This window comes from Pantoea sp. M_9 (assembly GCF_008631385.1).
GTDB lineage: Bacteria > Pseudomonadota > Gammaproteobacteria > Enterobacterales > Enterobacteriaceae > Pantoea > Pantoea eucrina.
Genome location: NZ_VWUF01000013.1, coordinates 13,928 through 34,373 on the forward strand (window position 1 = coordinate 13,928; position 20,446 = coordinate 34,373).

At 56.2% G+C, this 20,446-nt stretch carries 20 protein-coding genes; 5 read left to right on the forward strand and 15 right to left on the reverse strand.

Features of this window, described 5'->3' with window-relative positions:
- Positions 1-16: 16 nt before the first annotated feature.
- The 3 genes from mltC to mutY are packed head-to-tail and all read right to left on the reverse strand — an operon-like array spanning position 17 to position 2,508.
- Positions 17-1,096: a membrane-bound lytic murein transglycosylase MltC gene (gene mltC / locus F3I15_RS15355; protein ID WP_150018508.1), complete on the reverse strand. Its 1,080-nt coding sequence runs from the start codon at positions 1,094-1,096 to the stop codon at positions 17-19.
- A gap of 54 nt (positions 1,097-1,150) precedes the next feature.
- Positions 1,151-1,423, reverse strand: a complete 273-nt coding sequence (locus F3I15_RS15360) for an oxidative damage protection protein (RefSeq protein WP_039380106.1) — start codon at positions 1,421-1,423, stop codon at positions 1,151-1,153.
- On the reverse strand, positions 1,423-2,508 hold the full coding sequence (gene mutY / locus F3I15_RS15365; RefSeq protein WP_150018509.1) for an A/G-specific adenine glycosylase: 1,086 nt from the start codon (positions 2,506-2,508) through the stop codon (positions 1,423-1,425). The genes F3I15_RS15360 and mutY overlap by 1 nt, the downstream gene beginning before the upstream one ends.
- A 154-nt stretch (positions 2,509-2,662) precedes the next feature.
- On the opposite strand from mutY, the gene trmB reads away from it, so the two are divergent.
- From trmB to F3I15_RS15380, 3 genes are all read left to right on the forward strand, one after another.
- Complete coding sequence (gene trmB, locus F3I15_RS15370) at positions 2,663-3,382, forward strand: tRNA (guanosine(46)-N7)-methyltransferase TrmB (RefSeq protein WP_039380104.1); 720 nt, start codon at positions 2,663-2,665, stop codon at positions 3,380-3,382.
- Positions 3,382-3,708 (forward strand): YggL family protein, encoded by a 327-nt coding sequence (locus tag F3I15_RS15375; protein WP_150018510.1) that lies wholly within the window; start codon positions 3,382-3,384, stop codon positions 3,706-3,708. Before trmB ends, F3I15_RS15375 begins: the two co-directional genes overlap by 1 nt.
- Before the next feature lie 364 nt (positions 3,709-4,072).
- Positions 4,073-4,786, forward strand: a complete 714-nt coding sequence (locus F3I15_RS15380) for a DUF2884 domain-containing protein (RefSeq protein ID WP_150018511.1) — start codon at positions 4,073-4,075, stop codon at positions 4,784-4,786.
- A gap of 31 nt (positions 4,787-4,817) precedes the next feature.
- Here the strand turns inward: F3I15_RS15380 and hemW are convergent, their stop codons facing one another.
- From hemW to F3I15_RS15400, 4 genes are read right to left on the reverse strand one after another with little or no spacing between them, the layout of a single operon-like run.
- Positions 4,818-5,948, reverse strand: a complete 1,131-nt coding sequence (gene hemW, locus F3I15_RS15385) for a radical SAM family heme chaperone HemW (protein WP_150018512.1) — start codon at positions 5,946-5,948, stop codon at positions 4,818-4,820.
- Positions 5,941-6,534, reverse strand: coding sequence for an XTP/dITP diphosphatase (locus tag F3I15_RS15390; protein ID WP_150018513.1), 594 nt, complete (start codon positions 6,532-6,534; stop codon positions 5,941-5,943). The genes hemW and F3I15_RS15390 overlap by 8 nt, the downstream gene beginning before the upstream one ends.
- Before the next feature lie 20 nt (positions 6,535-6,554).
- Positions 6,555-7,109, reverse strand: coding sequence for a YggT family protein (locus tag F3I15_RS15395; protein ID WP_039380096.1), 555 nt, complete (start codon positions 7,107-7,109; stop codon positions 6,555-6,557).
- Between the two features lie 12 nt (positions 7,110-7,121).
- A complete protein-coding gene (locus F3I15_RS15400) occupies positions 7,122-7,829 on the reverse strand; it encodes a YggS family pyridoxal phosphate-dependent enzyme (RefSeq protein WP_150018514.1) in 708 nt (235 codons plus the stop codon).
- A gap of 15 nt (positions 7,830-7,844) precedes the next feature.
- On the opposite strand from F3I15_RS15400, the gene F3I15_RS15405 reads away from it, so the two are divergent.
- Positions 7,845-8,852: a type IV pilus twitching motility protein PilT gene (locus F3I15_RS15405; RefSeq protein ID WP_150018515.1), complete on the forward strand. Its 1,008-nt coding sequence runs from the start codon at positions 7,845-7,847 to the stop codon at positions 8,850-8,852.
- A 108-nt stretch (positions 8,853-8,960) separates the two neighbouring features.
- Here the strand turns inward: F3I15_RS15405 and ruvX are convergent, their stop codons facing one another.
- From ruvX to metK, 8 genes are all read right to left on the reverse strand, one after another.
- Positions 8,961-9,377, reverse strand: a complete 417-nt coding sequence (gene ruvX / locus F3I15_RS15410; protein ID WP_150018516.1) for a Holliday junction resolvase RuvX — start codon at positions 9,375-9,377, stop codon at positions 8,961-8,963.
- Positions 9,377-9,940, reverse strand: coding sequence for a YqgE/AlgH family protein (locus tag F3I15_RS15415; protein WP_150018517.1), 564 nt, complete (start codon positions 9,938-9,940; stop codon positions 9,377-9,379). Before F3I15_RS15415 ends, ruvX begins: the two co-directional genes overlap by 1 nt.
- Positions 9,941-10,026: 86 nt before the next feature.
- The gene (gene gshB / locus F3I15_RS15420; RefSeq protein WP_039380084.1) at positions 10,027-10,971 is read right to left on the reverse strand and encodes a glutathione synthase; all 945 of its coding nucleotides are present in this window, start codon (positions 10,969-10,971) and stop codon (positions 10,027-10,029) included.
- A 96-nt stretch (positions 10,972-11,067) separates the two neighbouring features.
- Positions 11,068-11,799, reverse strand: a complete 732-nt coding sequence (gene rsmE / locus F3I15_RS15425) for a 16S rRNA (uracil(1498)-N(3))-methyltransferase (protein WP_039380081.1) — start codon at positions 11,797-11,799, stop codon at positions 11,068-11,070.
- A 74-nt stretch (positions 11,800-11,873) separates the two neighbouring features.
- Positions 11,874-12,578 carry a deoxyribonuclease I gene (gene endA / locus F3I15_RS15430; RefSeq protein ID WP_108570346.1) on the reverse strand — a complete coding sequence of 235 codons (705 nt, stop codon included), beginning with the start codon at positions 12,576-12,578 and terminating at the stop codon, positions 11,874-11,876.
- Positions 12,579-12,657: 79 nt separating this feature from the next.
- The gene (locus F3I15_RS15435) at positions 12,658-13,170 is read right to left on the reverse strand and encodes a SprT family zinc-dependent metalloprotease (protein ID WP_150018549.1); all 513 of its coding nucleotides are present in this window, start codon (positions 13,168-13,170) and stop codon (positions 12,658-12,660) included.
- A gap of 98 nt (positions 13,171-13,268) precedes the next feature.
- Complete coding sequence (locus F3I15_RS15440; RefSeq protein ID WP_071668585.1) at positions 13,269-14,663, reverse strand: sugar porter family MFS transporter; 1,395 nt, start codon at positions 14,661-14,663, stop codon at positions 13,269-13,271.
- A 1,602-nt stretch (positions 14,664-16,265) separates the two neighbouring features.
- Positions 16,266-17,417: a methionine adenosyltransferase gene (gene metK, locus F3I15_RS15445; RefSeq protein ID WP_071668584.1), complete on the reverse strand. Its 1,152-nt coding sequence runs from the start codon at positions 17,415-17,417 to the stop codon at positions 16,266-16,268.
- A 785-nt stretch (positions 17,418-18,202) separates the two neighbouring features.
- Between metK and speA the strand changes: the two genes are divergently transcribed.
- A complete protein-coding gene (gene speA / locus F3I15_RS15450; RefSeq protein WP_039380074.1) occupies positions 18,203-20,182 on the forward strand; it encodes a biosynthetic arginine decarboxylase in 1,980 nt (659 codons plus the stop codon).
- The last annotated feature ends 264 nt before the right edge of the window (positions 20,183-20,446 follow it).

A 20,446-nucleotide genomic window follows, 5' to 3' on the forward strand; every position in this document is an offset into this window, starting at 1 on the left:
CGACAATCTGGCGCACTTAATAGCGGTGATAGCTGCGCTGCGCCTGGTTAACTTTATAGAGATAGCGACGCGACTCGGCAGAAGGATGGCGGCTGGTCAGCGTCTGGTAGACATCGGCTGGCGACATATCGTTGATCAGCGAAAATGCGCGATCTTTATCGCTGGAGAAGACGCGCAGCACGCTGCCGGCACCGCCGTTATACGCGGTGATCACCGCATAGCGACGCGAAGTAGGATCCTGAATGCCGCCCAGATAACTTTTCTGCAGCAGTGAGAGATAAGCCGTACCGGCATCGATATTGTTTTCCGGGTCCAGCAGATAACTGCGGCTAGGTTTGCCCCATTTACCTTTCATGCGGAAGACGTCAACGCCGGCAGTATGCTGCACCACCTGCATCAGCCCCAGCGCATCAGCGTGGCTGACCGCATAGGGGTTAAAGCTCGATTCGGTCTGCATAATCGCCAGAATCAGTGAGGCATCGACACCATACTGCTCAGCAGATTTGCGCACCATCGGCAGATACTTATGCGCACGTTTGTCGAGATGGTTCGGCACCATAGGAATGGTTACCGACCAGATCACATGCAGCCCGGCGGTGCGTTTTTGCAGTTTGTTCTGGATCAGGTAGTCCGCAAAGCTGGCGGCGCGCCCCTGCCAGCGGATCGGCTGACCGGTATTATCCAGCACCTGGCCATACAGCAGCGGCTCTTTACTGATCTTTATATCGTTGGCGTCAGAGTAGAGATCGACATTGCCCGGATCGTCGCCGATCAGCAGGGTGGTGACGATCGCCTGGCGCAGGCTGGCCATGGGATCGGTACCGGAGATGGTCTCAATGGTGATACTACCCTTGTCGAAGTTGATGTGACTGCGGGTGTAGTAGTTGTCACTGTACTTCACATAATCTTTCGGCCCGGCGATAAGAACTTCATTAATGCCCCAGATATTTTCGATATTGGCGGCAAACTGTCCCATCAGAATGTCAAAGCCGTTGGTATCTTTAACCCACTCTTCGTGATACTGCGATTTTTTTTGTCCGGAGCAGGAGATCAAGAGCGGCGCGATCGCCAGCAGGGCTATCAGTTTTTTATTCATCGTGAATCTGTGCCTGACTCAAAAAAGCGGGCCTCAAAGGAAGGCCCGGAACGGTTATTTTTCTGGCGGGGTAAAACCTTCGATATGCACATCTTTGCCTTCAAACAGGAAATTGACCATCTCCTTTTCCAGCACTTTGCGATCTTCCGGATTCATCATGTTGAGCTTTTTCTCGTTGATCAACATGGTCTGTTTCGACATCCACTGCTGCCAGGCTTCTTTAGAAATCTCATTATAGATGCGCTTGCCCAGCTCGCCGGGATAGAGCTGAAAGTCCTGGCCTTCAGCGTCACGTTGCAGATAGGTACAAAAAATGGTGCGGCTCATTACTCTTCCTCTTCGATCGCGCGCGATGACAGTGACAGCTGCTGCGGATGGCGTAATTCATGCAGTAAACGCTCTACCGGGGCAGCAAGGCCCACTGACGGTGGTTGCGCTAAGTTATACCAGAGACCGCCCGCTTCATCCATCAGCGACCCGGCGGATGGCTCTGCCAGCCACATCGGCACAATATCCAGATGGAAATGGCTAAAGGTGTGGCGAAATGCCGTCAGCTGCTGCAGGTCGCCGCTAATACCGTGCTGTGTCAGCCACTCCCGCAGTGCATCCTCGCTGCTGAACTGCGGAAAGCAGTAGAGGCCGCCCCACAGTCCCGTGGGTGGACGCTGCGCCAGCCAGACATTATCGCCATCCTGCATCAGTAAAAACCAGCCGCTGCGCACCGGCAGAGTGACTTTGGGCTTTTTGCCCGGATAGTCAGCCCAGCGCTGGGTGGCATACGCTTCGCAGCCGCTATTGAGCGGGCAGATTTCGCACTTTGGCCGCGAACGGGTGCAGACCAGCGCACCCAGATCCATCATCGCCTGATTAAACTGGCTGACGCCCTGCGCCGGCGTCACCGTTTCGCTGATCTGCCACAGCTGCTTTTCAACCTCTTTTTTGCCAGGCCAGCCGCCGATGGCGTAGCAGCGCGCCAGCACGCGTTTGACGTTGCCATCCAGAATCGGAAAGTGCAGGCCAAGCGACAGTGACAGGATCGCTCCGGCGGTTGAGCGGCCTACGCCCGGCAGGGCAGCAATCGCCGTGAAGTCGGGCGGGAACTCGCCGCCGTGCTGATCCACGACCTGTTTAGCCGCTTTATGCAGGTTGCGTGCCCGCGCATAGTAGCCGAGTCCGGTCCAGAGATGCAGAACCTCATCCAGCGGCGCGGCAGCAAGATCGCGTACGGTGGGGAAGCGCGCCATAAAACGGTCAAAATAGGGAATAACCGTGGCAACCTGCGTCTGCTGCAGCATGACCTCGGAAAGCCACACTTTATAGGGCGTCTTTTCCAGCTGCCACGGCAGCGTTTTGCGGCCAAAGCGGTCATACCACCTGAGCACCTGTTGCGCGAATTGCGACGCCTGCATCATATGAAGGAAATTTTCCGTGTTTACTCTACAATCAGGCAGGAATTGCAGCACAGAGCGTCAGGGGTGTAAACCGGAAGATTGCAAAGGCTTGCTTCTGACCTTTAACTTTGCATAATGCCCGTTTCCCCGAACAGGCTAACCAGCAGGCTTCAACATGATAAATGACGTCATCACTCCGGAATTTGATGAAAACGGGCGGCCGCTGCGCCGTATCCGCAGCTTCGTACGCCGCCAGGGGCGGTTAACGAAAGGCCAACAGCTCGCGCTGGATCAATACTGGCCGGTGATGGGCGTGGAGTATCAGCCCGCGCCGCTGGACATGACCGCGCTGTTCGGGCGCGATGCACCGCTGGTGCTGGAGATCGGTTTTGGTATGGGCGCCTCGCTGGTTACTATGGCGCAAAATAATCCGCAGCAGAACTTCCTGGGCATTGAAGTGCATGCGCCGGGCGTAGGTGCCTGCCTGGCATCGGCGAAAGAAGCGGGCGTGGAGAATCTGCGGGTTATGTGCCATGACGCGGTAGAAGTGCTGGAGCATATGATCCCGGATAACTCTCTGCGCATGGTGCAGCTTTTCTTCCCGGATCCGTGGCACAAAGCGCGTCACAATAAACGCCGTATCGTGCAGGCACCGTTTGCTGAACTGGTGCATCGTAAGCTGAAGCTTGGCGGCGTGTTCCATATGGCCACCGACTGGGAAGATTACGCGACCCATATGCTGGAGGTGATGAACAGCGTAGCGGGTTACGTTAATCAGTCAGCCACCCAGGATTACGTGCCGCGTCCCGAGACGCGTCCGTTGACTAAATTTGAGCAGCGCGGGCAGCGACTGGGCCATGGCGTGTGGGATCTGATGTTTGAGAGGGTAAAATAATGGCCGTACAGCGTAGTCGTCGTTTACGTAAGAAACTGCATATTGATGAGTTTCAGGAGCTGGGTTTCTCCGTAGCATGGCGTTTTGCCGACGGAACCACCGAAGAGCAGATTGATGCCACGCTGGATCAGTTTATTACAGAGGTGATCGATCCAAACGGTCTGGCCTATGACGGCAGCGGTTATCTGGTGTGGGAAGGTCTGGTCTGCATGCAGCAGACCGGAAAGTGCACCGATGAGCATCGTGAACTGGTGCGCAAGTGGCTGGAAGGACGTGAATTATCTGATATCCAGATAACGGAACTCTTTGACGTCTGGTGGGACTAAGTTGTAGTGCGACATTCGGGTGCGCATGACGGCGCGACCTGTAATGTACTGCGCCAGGGGCGCATTAATGCGCCCCCTACGGTGTAATGTGCCGCCGGGTCGCCGTTGAAATTCCGCGCCGGTACGAAAATCTGTAGGGGCGCCATTTATGGCGCCCGTTGAAATACCGCGCCAGGGGCGTATTAATGCGCCCCCTACAATGTAATGTGCCGTAGGGGCGCCATTTATGGCGCCCGTTTAAACACGGCACCAGGAGCGCATTAATGCGCCCCCTGTGATGTAATTTGCCGCCGGGTCGCCATTAATAGCGACCGCGCCATTGGCCGCACAATATCTACCCCGCACAGCACATTCAGGAGATCCCATGATTCGTAAGGCTCTGTTCGCCGCGCTACTGCTGACGGCAGCGCAGGCACACGCTGACTACCAGTGCAGCGTTAATCCGCAGGATGATGTGGTGATCACCCCGCAAAGCGTTCAGGTTGTCGGCAGCAACGGCAATCTCACGATGACTCCACAGGGTGATGTCACCTTTAACGGCAAAAAGATTACCGTTGATAACGCGGCACGTCAGCAGGCGATTGATTACCAGAGCGCGCTGCGTCGCGATTTGCCGTGGGTCAGCAACGGCGCTAAAACGCGCCTCGAACGCGGGCGTGCCGCACTGGATAAAGTGATCGTTGAAAAACTGGGCAGCGACAGCAACGTGCGCAACCGCCTGACCACGCTGGATGGCCAGCTGAAGCAGCAGATGAATCGCATCATTGAGCAGCGCCAGGATGGCCTGACGTTTCACCACCAGGCGATAAACCAGGTGCGCGCTGACGGGCAGAAGCTGGTACAGAGCACGCTGGGCGGCGTACTGCAGGATAGCCTGAATGAGATGGGCACGCAGCAGGCGACCAGCGGCAGTAATCCGCTGCAGGCGCTGATGGGCAATCTGGGCGGTCTGCAGCAGTCGATTCAGACTGAATGGAATAACCAGGAGCGCGATTTCCAGAACTTTGGCCATGAGGTCTGCAACCGGGTCATCGCGCTGGAAAACCAGCGTAAAACGCTGGTGAAGCGTATTAACTAGCAAAAAAAGAGCGGCCACCGGGCCGCTCTGATTACATAAACAGTTCCAGCAACGAATTCAGGAACAGTTTGCCTTTCTCGGTGATCTGCCACTCGCTGGCGCTTTCAGTGACATAGCCTGCGGCGATAGCCTGCTCCATCTGCGGGCGGATCGCCTGCTCATCCAGCCCGGTATAGCGGTGAAACTCCGCGCGCGGCGCCGCTTCCAGCAGGCGGAACCGGTTCATAAAGAACTCAAACGGCTTATCTTCGTTCGCTACGTCATGCTGCTTATCAAGGTAGTTGCCCTTCATAAAGCCGCGTGGATGACGGGTTTTTACCGTCCGCACAATGCGGCCATCCGCCTGCGTCAGCTTACCGTGCGCCCCGCAGCCGATACCGAGATAATCACCGAAGCGCCAGTAGTTAAGATTGTGCTCACAGCGATAGCCCGGCTTCGCGTAGGCTGAGGTCTCATACTGCTGATAGCCGGCAGCCGTCAGCAGCTGGTGCCCCTGCTCGTAGATATCCCACAGCGCATCATCATCCGGCAGCTGCGGTGGTCGTGAACCAAACAGCGTGTTGGGCTCAATGGTCAGCTGATACCAGGAGAGATGCGGCGGGTTAAGCGCGATCGCCTGACGGAGATCGTCCAGCGCCTCTTCCAGCGACTGGTCAGGCAGGCCATGCATCAGATCCAGATTAAAACTGCGCAGCCCGAGCGCGGCGGCCAGTTCAGCGGCGCGTTTCGCCTCCTGCGGTCCATGAATACGCCCCAGCCGCTCCAGCTTCTGCGGACTGAAACTCTGCACGCCGATGGAAATGCGATTGATCCCCGCAGCCTGGTAGCCGCTGAAGCGATCGGCTTCCACCGTGCCGGGATTCGCTTCCATAGTGATCTCCGCATCAGCCGCCAGCGGCAGGCGCGCCCGTACGCCATCCATCAGCGTCTGCATCGCGTGACTGCTCAGCAGGCTTGGCGTGCCGCCGCCAATAAAGATCGTGCGTACCTCGCGTCCGGCGGTCAGAGGCAGGTCCTGCTCAAGATCCTGCAGCAGGTGCTGTACATACTCCAGATGCGGGACTTCGCCTTTCAGCGCGTGTGAGTTGAAGTCGCAGTAGGGGCACTTCTGTACGCACCATGGAATATGGATGTAGAGGCTTAGCGGCGGTAAATCAGCCATTGCGCATCGCATCCAGCAGCAGCGTTAACGCTTTACCCCGGTGGGAGAGGGCACGCTTCTCATCTTTGCTCAGTTCAGCGGCGGTTTTACCCGCTTCCGGTACAAAGAAGATGGGATCGTAGCCAAAGCCGCCTTCACCGGCCGCCGTACGGGTAATTTCGCCCGCCCAGCTGCCGTGAAACACCAGCGGCACCGGGTCAGCGGCGTGCCGCACATAGACCAGCACACAGTGAAACTGCGCCTGACGCGCGCCATCCGGCACATTTTCCAGCGCCAGCAGCAGCTTCTCCAGATTTTGCTGGTCGCTGGCTTCTGCGCCAGCATAGCGTGCGGAGTAGATGCCGGGCGCGCCGCCCAGCGCATCTACCGCCAGACCGGAATCATCCGCGATAGCCGGCAGGCCGGTTATCTGCGCCGCGTGACGCGCTTTAAGCAGCGCATTTTCAATGAAGGTCAGACCGGTCTCTTCGGCTGACTCCACGCCAAGCTCCGTTTGCGCCACGATATCCAGACCGAAATCAGCGAGCAGATCGGCCAGTTCGCGAACTTTGCCCGGATTACCGGTTGCGAGAACAACTTTTTGCATAACAGTTCCAGATTAACAAATTACAGCAGATACCAGAGACCCGGGAACAGGTCCATGCCAAGGAAATTCAGCGCATAGAGCACCAGAATGACAATCATGGCGGAGAAGTCGATACCGCCCATAGCGGGCAGCATACGGCGAATAGGTGCCATCAGCGGTTCAGTAAGCTGTATCAGCACGTGATCCAGCGGCCCGCGTCCCTGACTGATCCAGCTCATCAGCGAGCGGATGATAATGACCCAGAACACCAGATTACCGGCTGACTTCAGCAGCGACAGCAGTCCTACCAGCAGATTGGTGGGATCAACCGAGAAGGCGCCAACCTGAATCAGCAGCAGAATCGGGTACTTCAGCGTAGTCAGCACAAACGCCAGCAGCAGCGAGGCGGTATCGATGGGGCCGATAGCGGGCAGCACGCGACGCAGCGGTTTGATCACCGGCTGCGTAATCTTCACCACAAACTGCGCCAGCGGATTGTAGAAGTCGCAGCGTGACCACTGCATCCAGATACGCAGCAGCAGTACCATGACGTAGAGATCGATTAGCGTTTTGACTAAAAACGTCAGTGTTAACATGGAGTTCCTCAGTTATTGTTGTGAAGGTCGCGCATAATCCCGCGCGCCAAACAGGGCGGTGCCAATTCTTACCATAGTGCTGCCGGCCGCGATTGCCGCTTCCATATCGTCGCTCATGCCCAGTGAAAGCGTATCAATGGCCGGGTAGTCGCGCTGCAGCGCATGAAACGCACTGGCCATCTGCTGGCAGACGGCCAGCTGGCGTGCATAATCCTGCTCGGGAGCCGGAATCGCCATCAGGCCGCGCAGGCTCAGGCGGGGTAGAGCGGCGATAGCGGCGGCCAGCGCCGGAACAGCCTCCAGCATGATGCCAGATTTACTGTTTTCGTCACTGATATTTACCTGAATTAACACGTTCAGCGGCGGTAAGTGCGCCGGACGCTGGTCGTTAAGCCGCTGCGCAATACGCAGGCGATCAACGGTGTGACACCAGGCAAAATGTTCTGCTACCAGACGGCTTTTATTGGATTGCAGCGGACCGATAAAGTGCCACTGCAGATCGCCTTCCGTCGTCAGCGCCGCGATCTTTTCCACCCCTTCCTGCACGTAGTTTTCACCAAACGCGCGCTGCCCGGCGGCAACCGCTTCTGCGACAGCGCTCGCAGGTTTGGTTTTGCTTACTGCAAGCAACGTAATCTCTTCTGGCGCCCGGCCGCAACGCACGGCAGCGGCAGCGATACGGTCGCGTACCTGATGTAAGTTGTGCTCAATGGAAGTCATAGTCAGGAGAAATAAATGGATTTAGATGAAATTGTGGCCCTTAGTGTAAAGCATAACGCCGCCGATCTGCACCTGTGCAGCGGACATTTACCGCACTGGCGGCGGCAGGGCGTGCTGGAGCCGGTGCCGCAGCAGCCGCCGCTGCCATCTGCGTGGCTGGAGACGTTTGCTTCGCGGTTTCTCAGTACTGCGCAGCAGTCGGAGCTTGACGTCACCGGACAGGCTGACTTTGCCCTGACGCTCAGCAGCGGCGTACGGCTGCGTGCCAATCTTTTCACCCAGCGGCACGGATTATCACTGGCGCTGCGGCTGATTGCGCAGACGATCCCGCCGCTGGCGCAGCTGCGCCTGCCGCCGGCCGTGCAGCAGCTTCTGCAGCTGCAGGAGGGGCTGGTTCTGATTAGCGGCGCAACCGGCAGCGGCAAGTCGACGACGCTGGCTGCACTGGTACAGGCGCTGAACCAGCAGCAGGCGCGGCATATCATTACCCTGGAAGATCCGATCGAGTTTGTGCACCGGAGTCAGCGTTCGCTGATTCAGCAGCGTGAAGTGGGGACGCACTGCCTCTCTTTTCAGCACGGGCTGAGAGCGGCGCTGCGTGAAGATCCCGACGTTATTCTGCTGGGCGAACTGCGCGACAGCGAGACAATCCGTTTAGCCCTGACCGCCGCTGAGACCGGGCATCTGGTGCTCGCTACGCTGCATACCCGCAGCGCGGCACAGGCGGTTGATCGTCTGGTTGATGTCTTTCCGGCTGAAGAGAAAAACCTGGTGCGCACGCAGCTGGCGGGCAGTCTGAAAGCGGTAGTGGCACAGCGGCTGGTGGCAGCGAAAGCGGGCGGACGCGTTGCGCTGTATGAGGTGCTGATCGCCACGCCTGCGGTAGCCAGCCTGATCCGTGAAGGTAAAGGACATCAGCTGCCGGGCGTGCTGCAGACCGGCGCGCAGCATGGCATGCAGACCTTTGCGCAGAGTGAACAGGCACGCCGCGCGGAGGGCATTATTGACCAGGCAAGCGGATAGCGGACCTGAGGCAGAAACAATGCTGCAGCTGTGCGCCCGGCCCGCTCCCGGCATCGGCTACACCTGTTGACCGGAGCGAGCTTTGTCGCGTTTATGCCGCTTGCAGCGTCAGTGGGTTTCGAACCAGTCCTGCAGAATAATCACGGCCGACTGTGAGTCTACCTGTCCTTTCTGCAGCGCACGAAAGCCGCCGCGCTCAAAGAGATCGGCGCGCGCCTCAACGGTACTCAGGCGCTCATCCTGCAGCTCAACGCGTACGCCAAAGCGGCCGTGCAGACGACTCGCAAACTTGCGTGCGCGGGCTGTCAGCGGCTGTTCGGTGCCGTCCATATTCAGCGGCAGGCCGACCACCACGTAGTCAGGCTGCCACTCCTTCAGCAGTTTCTCAATCAGGTTCCAGTCTGGCGTGCCTTCCTGAGCTTTCAGCGCTGTCAGCGGACGCGCGGTGCCGGTGAGCTGCTGACCCACGGCAACACCGATGCTTTTGGTGCCAAAATCAAAGCCGAGCAGCGTTGCATTCTGCATCAGGCGTGTCCCGCATCACTGGTCATGTTATGAATATCGACACCCATGCTGCGGGCGGCTTCGCGCCAGCGTTCGGCAATCGGCGTCTGGAACAAAATATGCGTGTCGGCCGGGGTCGTAAGCCAGGCGTTCTCCAGCAGCTCGTTCTCCAGCTGATCTTTTTCCCAGGCGCAGTAGCCGAGTGCGACCAGCACATTCTCTGGCTGCTGAGCAGTGCCGATCGCTTCCAGCACATCGCGCGAGGTAGTAATCACGGTATTGTCTGAGATGCGAATACTGGAGGCATAGGTATGCTGCGCAGAGTGCAGAATAAAACCGCGATCTTCCGCCAGCGGGCCGCCGGCAAACACCGGTTTATCAAGCTTAATCGCCGGATCGCGCTCTGACGGCGTGATCTTGAGCTTCTTCAGAATACCCTCTACCGTCAGGTTCTCCATCGGTTTATTAATAATCAAACCCATCGCACCCTCTTCATTATGCTCGCAGATATAGACAACCGAGCGCTTGAACAGAGGATCCTGCAGAGAGGGCATCGCTATCAAAAAATGATGCTGTAAATTCATTGTCACTCATTTACCGAAGAGAACCGGCGCCAGTGCGGCAGCGCCGGTATCAAAGGGGTTAGGGAGTTTGCACTCCGGCTGCGTCCTCAGCCCAGACGTTTTTCGATTGCGTCCATCAGCATACCGGTAACTGAAATCGGGAACGCCGCTTCAATTTCCCGTACGCAGGTTGGGCTGGTGACATTCACTTCAGTAAGTTTATCACCGATGATATCCAGGCCAACAAAAATCAGCCCCTTCGCTTTCAGCGTGGGACCGACGCGCCGTGCGATTTCCCAGTCGCTGTCAGAAAGCGGACGTGCTTCGCCGCGACCACCCGCTGCAAGATTGCCGCGGGTTTCGCCGCCCTGCGGAATACGCGCCAGGCAGTAAGGCACCGGCTCGCCATCGACGACCAGAACGCGTTTATCGCCCTCTTTAATCGCCGGCAGATAATTTTGCGCCATGCAGAAGAACTGGCCGTGATTGGTCAGGGTTTCTGTGATCACGCCAAAGTTTGCGTCATCCTGCTTAACGCGGAAAATGGATGCGCCACCCATGCCGTCGAGCGGTTTCAGAATGACATCACCATGCTCCTGCCAGAAAGCGCGCAGCTGCTCTTTATTACGGGTGACCAGCGTATCCGGCGTCAGATCCGCAAACCATGCAGTATAGAGCTTTTCGTTACAATCGCGCAGGCTCTGCGGCTTGTTTACAATCAGCGTACCCTGCTCTTCAGCCCGCTCCAGCAGATAGGTCGCGTAGATAAATTCGGTGTCAAAAGGCGGATCTTTACGCATCAACACAACGTTGAGATCGGCCAGCGGGATAGTCTGCTCGCTGCCAAACTCATACCACTGTGAAGCGTTTTGCTCCACGCTCAGCAGACGCGTACGGGCGTAGGTGACGCCGCCGCGCAGAGAGAGGTCGCCCATCTCCATGTAATGAATTTCGTAGCCACGACGCTGTGCTTCCAGCAACATGGCGAAGCTGGTGTCTTTTTTAATATTGATAGACGAAATCGGGTCCATCACAATGCCAAGCTTAATCATTATTCTCTCCTCAGAGGGGATATCAGCGACGTCCTTCCATGCGAAAGCGTCGTGCTGTGTAGTAGTCTGCGTCTCTTTTACGGCCCGAATTATCCCTTAACCGAGATCACCAAACCTCACCTGAAGTGCCGTTATAGCGGTGAGGGCAGTGGTTTCCGTGCGCAGCACGCGTGGCCCCAGTAATATATCCGTAAAGCCCTGCTGCGCCGTCATGGCGATCTCCTCAGCAGATAATCCCCCTTCAGGGCCAATCAGCAGCCGCACCCGCTCAACCGGTTGTGGCAAGGTGTTGATGCTGTGGCTGGCGCGTGGATGAAGATTCAGCCTGATGCCTTCATCAGCTTCGGCACACCAGGCTTCCAGCGTCATCGCGTCACGAATCAGCGGTACGCGGTTGCGGCCACACTGCTCGCAGGCAGCGATAGCAATCTTCTGCCACTGCTGGATCTTTTTTGCCAGTCGTTCTGCATCCAGCTTCACGCCGCAGCGCTCAGAAAACAAGGGCGTAATTACGTTTACGCCCAGCTCTATCGATTTCTGGATGGTGAATTCCATTTTTTCACCACGCGACATCACCTGGCCCAGATGTAAATGCAAGGGCGATTCCCGGTCATCAGGCTGACCGCTAAGAACCCTTACTTTTACACGCTTTTTATCCGCCTGGGTGATTTCGGCGTTAAAAGTCAGATTAGTGCCATCAAACAGCTCAAGCATCTGCCCGGCGCCCATGCGCAGCACACGGCCAACGTGGTTAGCCGCGTCATCTTCAAGAAAGATTTCACTGTCAACAGAGAGCGGTTCGGGGTGGTAAATGCGGGGTATACGCATGCGGTTCCTGCCAGCGTTATTGCCGCATCCCGTGATGCGGCGCAAAAATAATAAGCTAGTTTAGGGTAGCGCTTTTAGCGCTGGCAAGCGCGCTGTACATACGGGTTGTGATTTCCCTGTACCTGAGCAATACGACTGTCGCGCTCGCACTCCCAGACGCTGACCGGATAGAGCTTGTCCCAGGCGCTGAACAGTTGAGTCTGCTGGCGGGAGAGGCGCAGCTGATAGCGATCGCGCATGTAAAAGTAGGTGCGTGCAATGGCACCGCGCGCGCGGGCAGGCGGTTCAGCCAGCTTCTGTTTGAAGTCGACTTTCATCGCGCACTGCCCGTAAGGCTGCTCCCCGCCGTTCCACTGGCTGTACTGGAAATTATTGCGATCGCCGTTAACCTCGCCGATAGCGGGCTGAAGATTATGCAGATCGCTCTCTATACGGCGATATACCGGATCTTTGGCGCAGTTTTTTCGTCCTCCCTCCTGCCAGCACTGGCGCTGATGGCCAAATTCCCACGCCGGAACCACATGTTCCCACTCAATGCGCCCGGCGCGGTTAGCGTTTTTTCGTACGCTATAGCCGCAGCTTTTAAGATCGGGCACGCCTTTTTTTCCCTGCCAGTTGATCGTGCAGCCGCAGTAGAAATCGGGCGCATCCGCGTTAATTTGCGATGCGACCACTTTTGCCTGGCGAAAATTATTCTGATGAAACGAAGAGAAGCTGAGGCTGTATGCGCTAAGCGGTGCCAGCAGCAGAGGAAGAAGTAACAGCGTTTTGCGAGACATATTCCAGAAATTTACCCGATACCCAAAAAAGGGCGGCAGGGTAGCAGAATGACCGGAGCGGGGAAATGGGATTAGCGCGCTATATGCTGCTGAATTCGCCGGGCTGCAGCAGTGAACCACAGCGAACGCAGCGATATTCACTCTCCCCGCGCAGCACGCGATTATGCCGGCGCACGGTAAGCTGATGCTGCTGACAGCTGCAGCGATAGGTGAAGGTGTTAGTGCGCACCGAATTCAGTGCAAACTGATGCGTACGGCGTGCCGGCACGCCGAGCACCGTCTCCATCATCCACTTCCACTCTTTGCCATGCGGCGCAACGCGCCCGAAGCGCTTCCACACCAGCAGATGCGCCAGCTCATGCGGCACAACTTCGTCGGTGAACGCCTGCAGATTCTCCTGCAGCAGCACCGGATTCAGCCGAATCTCCCACTTCTCCAGCCAGGCGGTCCCTGCGGCAGTGCCGCGCTGCTGGTAGAGCAGTGCGGGTTCGTCAAAGGTGTATTCAAGGCGCTGTGCGGCGAGCTGCAAAAAGTGCCGCAGCGATCGCATGACCGCCTGCTGACAGGCGACAGGTACGCGGGTAGTTTTCATGGCGGGCAGCATACCATACGCTGCGCTGACGCGGCAGCGGGCAGTCGCGCACATAAAAAAGGGCCGCCCGCAGGCAGCCCTTGTCACTCAGAAAAACATCACTGCTGACCGATGTCGCGCAGTTTTTTACCTGCCATCAGGTTACGCTCAATGTGCTCCAGCGAGACGTTTTTGGTCTCCGGGATCAGCACCAGCGTCAGCACAATAAAGAACAGGTTCAGGCCGGCATAGACCCAGAAGGTCGGCGCGTTGCCCAGCGTGTTCAGCATGGTCAGGAAGGTGGCGCCCACGATCATATTGGCGATCCAGTTCGTGGTGGTTGAGACGGTAATCCCGAAATCGCGTCCTTTCAGCGGCTGAATTTCAGAGCAGAGCACCCAGATCAGCGGGCCGGCTGACATGGCAAAGCCGATGATAAACATCAGCAGCATCGCCACGGCGAAGTACTGTGCGCCCTGAGAGTGGATGCCCAGGTGCAGCATGGTGCCGAGAACGCCCATACCGGCCGCCATGACCATAAAGCCCAGCACCAGTGTCGGCTTACGGCCCCAGCGATCAACCAGGCCGATAGCGATAAAGGTCGCCAGAACGTTGACCAGACCCACAATCACCGTCCCCCACATCTGCTGCGTGGTGTTGGCGAAGCCGGCAATTTCAAAAATTTTCGGCGCGTAATACATAATGACGTTCATGCCGGTGAACTGCTGCATCACCTGCAGCAGCACGCCGAGGAACACCGCACGACGGAAGTTGCTGTTGCCCTGAAACAGCTGCCAGCCAGACTGTTTTACTTTCAGGCTCTCACGGATCTCATCCAGCTCACGTTTTGCCTGTTCGCTGGTATCGCGCAGGCGATCCAGCACGCGCTGCGCATCGCGGAAGTTACCTTTCGCAGCCAGCCAGCGCGGGCTGTTTGGCAGGAAGAAGACGCCAACCAGCAGCAGAACCGCAGGGATAGTAATCACGCCCAGCATCCAGCGCCACTCTCCGGATGCGCTGAACGCGGTATCGGAGAGGTAGGCGCCCAGAATACCGATGGTGATCATCAGCTGATAGAGCGAAATCATACTGCCGCGGATTTTCTCTGGTGCAATTTCAGAGAGATAGAGCGGAGCGGTGTAAGAAGCCACGCCAACTGCCAGGCCCAGTACTACGCGGGCAGCAATCAGCATCTCCGGGTTTGGCGCCATAGCGGACCACAGCGAACCGATAACAAACAGCACAGAGCCAGCCATCAGACTCTTTTTACGACCCAGGTGTGACGACATCCAGCCGCTGCCGATTGCACCAACCGCCGCGCCAAACATCATTGAGCTGACAATCCACTCCTGCTGGTGGGCAGTAACGTTGAAATCTTTAGCGATAAAGGGCAGGGCACCTGCGATGACACCGATATCCAGCCCGAACAGCAGGCCGGCTAACGCCGCCAGAAAGCAGACAAACAGGGTCATCGCCTTGTTTGAGGTCCTGCTTTTGTGAGTATTACCAGGCATAAAGCCTCCGAAAGTTATTTGTCTTGTTTTTTATTAATGCTAAGAGACCTGTACACGATAAAAAGTGAGCGCGATCACACGAATGTAACCGCTTACACACGCCGAAACCCTGTAATCCAGCATTTTTTGCCCGGAACAGTCTCTTCGCCAGTAAGGTATAGCACCCTTCAAGTTTCTGACATCGCTTTAAATATTGCCTATCAGACGACGCTGAAAATAACGCATTTTCAGAGTGATGACTACGCTGAAAAATCTCTAAATTACAGATTAAAAAAGAGTTTTAGAATGTAATCGTTAACACTTTGTTATCACAGCGGTCATAAGAGTGTAGCCAGTGAAAATTTTTATGCCCGGGAAAGCCTGAAGCCAGCTATATCACGGGATTTCACCCGGCGGGAAGCATGTAGGGGGCGCATTAATGCGCCCTTGGCCCGGAAGATGTACGCAGCCAGGGCGGCATAAATGCCGCCCCTGTAATGGCACGGTACGTAGGGGGCGCATTAATGCGCCCCTGGTCTGGATGATCCACGCAACCAGGGCGGCATAAATGCCGCCCCTGTGAATACCTATCATCCACGCAACCACAACGATTAACGGCGCGAAACGTAGGGGGCGCATTAATGCGCCCCTGGCCCGGAAGATGTACGCAGCCAGGACGGCATAAATGCCGCCCCTATGGTTAAACATGACCCACGTTGACGAGGCGATTAACGGCGCGGCACACAGGAGGCGCATTNCACGCAACCAGGGCGGCATAAATGCCGCCCCTGTGAATACCTATCATCCACGCAACCACAACGATTAACGGCGCGAAACGTAGGGGGCGCATTAATGCGCCCCTGGCCCGGAAGATGTACGCAGCCAGGACGGCATAAATGCCGCCCCTATGGTTAAACATGACCCACGTTGACGAGGCGATTAACGGCGCGGCACACAGGAGGCGCATTAATGCGCCCCTGGCCCGGAAGATGTACGTAACCAGGGCGGCATAAATGCCGCCCCTGTGAATACCTATCATCCACGCAACCACAACGATTAACGACGCGGAACGTAGGGGGCGCATTAATGCGCCCCTGGTTCAGATGATCCACGCAGCCAGGGCGGCATAAATGCCGCTCCTACGGTTACCCATCATCCACGCAACCAGAACGATTAACGGCGCGAAACGTAGGGGGCGCATTAATGCGCCCCTGGCCCGGAAGATGTACGCAGCCAGGACGGCATAAATGCCGCCCCTACAATGGCACGGTACGTAGGGGGCGCATTAATGCGCCCCTGGTCTGGATGATCCACGCANCGATTAACGGCGCGAAACGTAGGGGGCGCATTAATGCGCCCCTGGCCCGGAAGATGTACGCAGCCAGGACGGCATAAATGCCGCCCCTACAATGGCACGGTACGTAGGGGGCGCATTAATGCGCCCCTGGTCTGGATGATCCACGCAACCAGGGCGGCATAAATGCCGCCCCTGTAATGGCCCGGCACGCAGGGGGCGCATTAATGCGCCCCTGGCCCGGATGATTTACGAAATCAGCGCGGCGGGGGATGTTCAGGCATAAAAAAGCCCGCACAGAGCGGGCTATTAAACAGAATACTTTGCGCTTACAGGCCAGCGGCTTCGCGCAGCAGGGCGGCTTTATCCGTCTGCTCCCACGGGAAGTGTTCGCGGCCAAAGTGACCGTAGGCGGCGGTCTCTTTATAGATAGGTTTCAGCAGATCCATCATCTGAATCAGACCGTAAGGGCGCAGGTCAAAGAATTCACGAACCAGCAGCGTCAGCTGTTCGGTCGGCACTTTCTCAGTGCCAAAGGTTTCTACCATGATCGACGTTGGCTCTGCCACGCCGATAGCGTAGGAAACCTGAATCTCGCAGCGATCGGCCAGGCCGGCAGCAACAATATTTTTTGCCACGTAGCGCGCTGCATAGGCTGCAGAGCGGTCAACTTTTGACGGATCCTTACCGGAGAAAGCACCGCCACCGTGACGAGCCATACCGCCGTAGGTATCAACGATAATTTTACGGCCGGTCAGGCCACAGTCACCCATCGGGCCGCCAATCACAAAGCGACCGGTCGGATTGATATGGTATTTAGTGCTGGCGTTGATCCACTCAGCAGGCAGCACCGGCTTAATGATCTCTTCCATCACCGCTTCACGCAGATCGGCCTGAGAAACCTCTTCTGAATGCTGGGTTGAGAGCACGACAGCGTCGATACCGACAATTTTGCCACCATCATACTGGAAGGTGATCTGGCTTTTAGCGTCCGGGCGCAGCCATGACAGCGTGCCATTTTTACGCACTTCTGCCTGACGCTGCACCAGACGGTGCGCATAGGTAACCGGTGCGGGCATCAGCACATCCGTTTCGTTGGTTGCATAACCAAACATCAGACCCTGATCGCCTGCACCCTGCTCCAGCGGATCGGTGCGATCTACGCCCTGATTAATATCAGGTGACTGCTTGCCAATGGCGCTCAGTACGGCGCAGGAGTTGGCATCAAAGCCCATATCAGAATGAACATAGCCGATCTCACGTACGGTATTGCGGGTGATCTCTTCAATATCGACCCAGGCGCTGGTGGTGATTTCACCGCCTACCAGTACCATACCGGTTTTGACGTAAGTTTCGCAGGCCACGCGCGCTTTCGGATCCTGTTCGAGGATGGCATCCAGCACGGCATCGGAAATTTGGTCAGCGATCTTATCAGGATGTCCTTCTGATACGGACTCAGATGTAAAAAGGTGTTTAGCCATTCTGTTCTTTACCTTAGAAATGGGTTGAATTCGACTGCATAGCGCCAGTGAAAAACCTGCTTAGCGCCCCTTCAGGCAAAGCCACGAGCAGCAGGGAGTGTCAGCACACCAGGCTCACACCGCCTGGAACTTATTCAGTTTAGATGGAAAACCATCTGGACGGCTATTTTAGGTTACCCGATGTGCATTTTACCAGAGCTTTTTCTGATTCGGTTTGTTTCAAAAAGCGGCTTACTGGAAGCTTTTGCTGACAGCGCGCGCAGGGCGGGGACAAAGATTTTGCAATTTTACCCGGCTGGCGGTATAAAACGCCGCTATTGATGCCAGGACGCCGTCAGGCGTTGCACGATCAGATACCATCTCTGATTTTTTTCCGCTCCGTTTCCGCATGCTGCCCGCAGGCGCTGGAGGTGAGTAAAGTAATGAACCGTTCCCATCTGCTCTCTGGTTCACAGCGCATGTTAGGCGCGCTGGCCTCTCTTTCTGCTGTTCACACTTCCTGTTCTTTCTGTCGATGTTTGCCGCCGTGCAATCATGACGACATGCATAGCCATTAAACTGCGGCTAAAGTCCGGCATCAGCACAGGCGCGTGATTGACACCCGCCGCCGTGCCAAATCCGATCGGATTTCCACTGACTGCAGCGCGATGTTTTACACTTACTGGCAGTAACACCCGGGGTAACCTGATGAGGCGGGACACGCAGCATGAATAAGTTTTTAGCCGCAAACGCACCAGCAGTACCTGATAACTCTCTACTATTTCAACAGAAAACTGAGGTTCGCGATGTCTGACGACATGAAGAATATCAAGGGTTCGTCAGCTGGCGAACAGGGTGTCCTCCGCTCAATGCAGGAGGTGGCGATAAGCGATCAGGAAGCGAGCCGTATGCTGCGCACCTATAACATCGCCTGGTGGGGCAACAACTATTACGACGTAAACGAGCTGGGCCATATCAGCGTGTGTCCGGATCCCGATCGGCCCGAGGTGCGGGTTGACCTGGCAAAGCTGGTCAAAGAGCGCGAGGCTGACGGTCAGCGTCTGCCGGCGCTGTTCTGTTTCCCGCAGATCCTGCAGCATCGCCTGCGCTCCATCAATGCGGCGTTCAAGCGCGCGCGCGAATCCTATGGTTATAAAGGCGACTACTTCCTGGTTTATCCAATCAAGGTCAATCAGCACAAGCGCGTCATTGAATCGCTGGTTAACTCGGGTGAACCGCTGGGCCTTGAAGCGGGCTCAAAAGCAGAGCTGATGGCGGTACTGGCGCACGCGGGCAAAACGCGGACCGTTATCGTCTGTAATGGCTACAAAGATCGTGAATATATCCGGCTGGCGCTGATCGGTGAAAAGCTCGGCCATAAAGTTTATCTGGTGCTGGAAAAGATGACTGAGGTCCGTCTGGTTCTGGAAGAGGCGGAGCGTCTGAATGTGGTACCGCGTCTCGGCATCCGTGCGCGCCTTGCCTCCCAGGGCTCGGGTAAGTGGCAGTCGAGCGGTGGTGAAAAATCGAAGTTTGGCCTGGCGGCGTCACAGGTACTGCAGCTGGTGGATATCATGCGCAAAGCTGGCCGGCTTGACAGCCTGCAGCTGCTGCACTTCCACCTCGGTTCGCAGATGGCGAATATCCGCGATATCGCGACTGGCGTGCGCGAATCTGCCCGCTTCTATGTTGAGCTGGCAAAACTTGGCGTCAACATTAAATGCTTCGACGTCGGTGGCGGTCTGGGGGTGGACTATGAAGGAACCCGCTCCCAGTCTGACTGCTCGGTAAACTATGGCCTGAATGAGTATGCCAATAATGTTATCTGGGCGATTGGCGACGCCTGTGAAGAGCATGGCCTTGAACATCCTACGGTGATCACCGAGTCAGGCCGCGCCGTAACGGCACACCACACCGTGCTGGTCTCTAACATCATCGGCGTAGAGCGTAATGAATTCAGCACACCGGTCGCGCCTGATACGGATGCACCGCGCCCGATTCAGAGCCTGTGGGACACCTGGCAGGAGATGCATGAGCCCAACGTGCGCCGCTCGCTGCGTGAATGGCTGCATGACAGCCAGATGGACCTGTTTGATATCCATACCGGCTACTCATCCGGCACCTACGATCTGGGACAGCGCGCGTGGGCCGAACAGCTTTATCTGAGCATTTGTCACTACATCCAGCAGCATCTGGATCCGAGCAATCGTGCACACCGCCCGATTATCGATGAGCTGCAGGAGCGTATGGCAGATAAAATCTACGTTAATTTCTCTCTGTTTCAGTCGATGCCGGATGCCTGGGGTATCGATCAGCTCTTCCCGGTTATGCCGCTGGAAGGTCTGAACAAGATGCCACAGCGTCGCGCTGTGCTGCTGGATATTACCTGTGATTCCGACGGGACAATCGACCATTACGTTGACGGTGACGGAATCGCAACCACTATGCCGATGCCTGAATATGACGTGGATAATCCGCCGATGCTGGGCTTCTTTATGGTGGGCGCCTATCAGGAGATCCTCGGCAACATGCATAATCTGTTTGGCGACACTGAAGCAGTAGATGTGTTTGCTTTCCAGGATGGCAGCGTGGAAGTGCAGTTATCAGATGAAGGGGATACCGTCGCGGACATGCTGGAATATGTGCAGCTGAATCCGGACGATCTGATGACGCTATTCCGCGATCAGGTAAAGCAGCAGCAGGATATAGATGAAGAGCTGCGATCGCAGTTCCTTGCCGAGTTTGAAAGCGGCCTTTATGGCTATACCTATCTTGAAGATGAATAATCAGTAATAACGTATCGGGCCCTGCGGGGCCCTTTTTTATTGCTGTAAAATTTTTTTCTGGTTTGTGACGTAATTCACTATTTTGCGCGAGCGCTACTTCTTCGTTTTTTTCTGTAGCGACTACCCGGTCAGTTTGGCTTAAAAATCAATATCCTCTGCCATTATCGCTCACCCTGACTCTACCTTTTCTTATGTATTGATAAATTTTCTTATGTTTAGCTTATCCTTAAATCATAATTTATTTATGTTTTTTATAAATAAGAG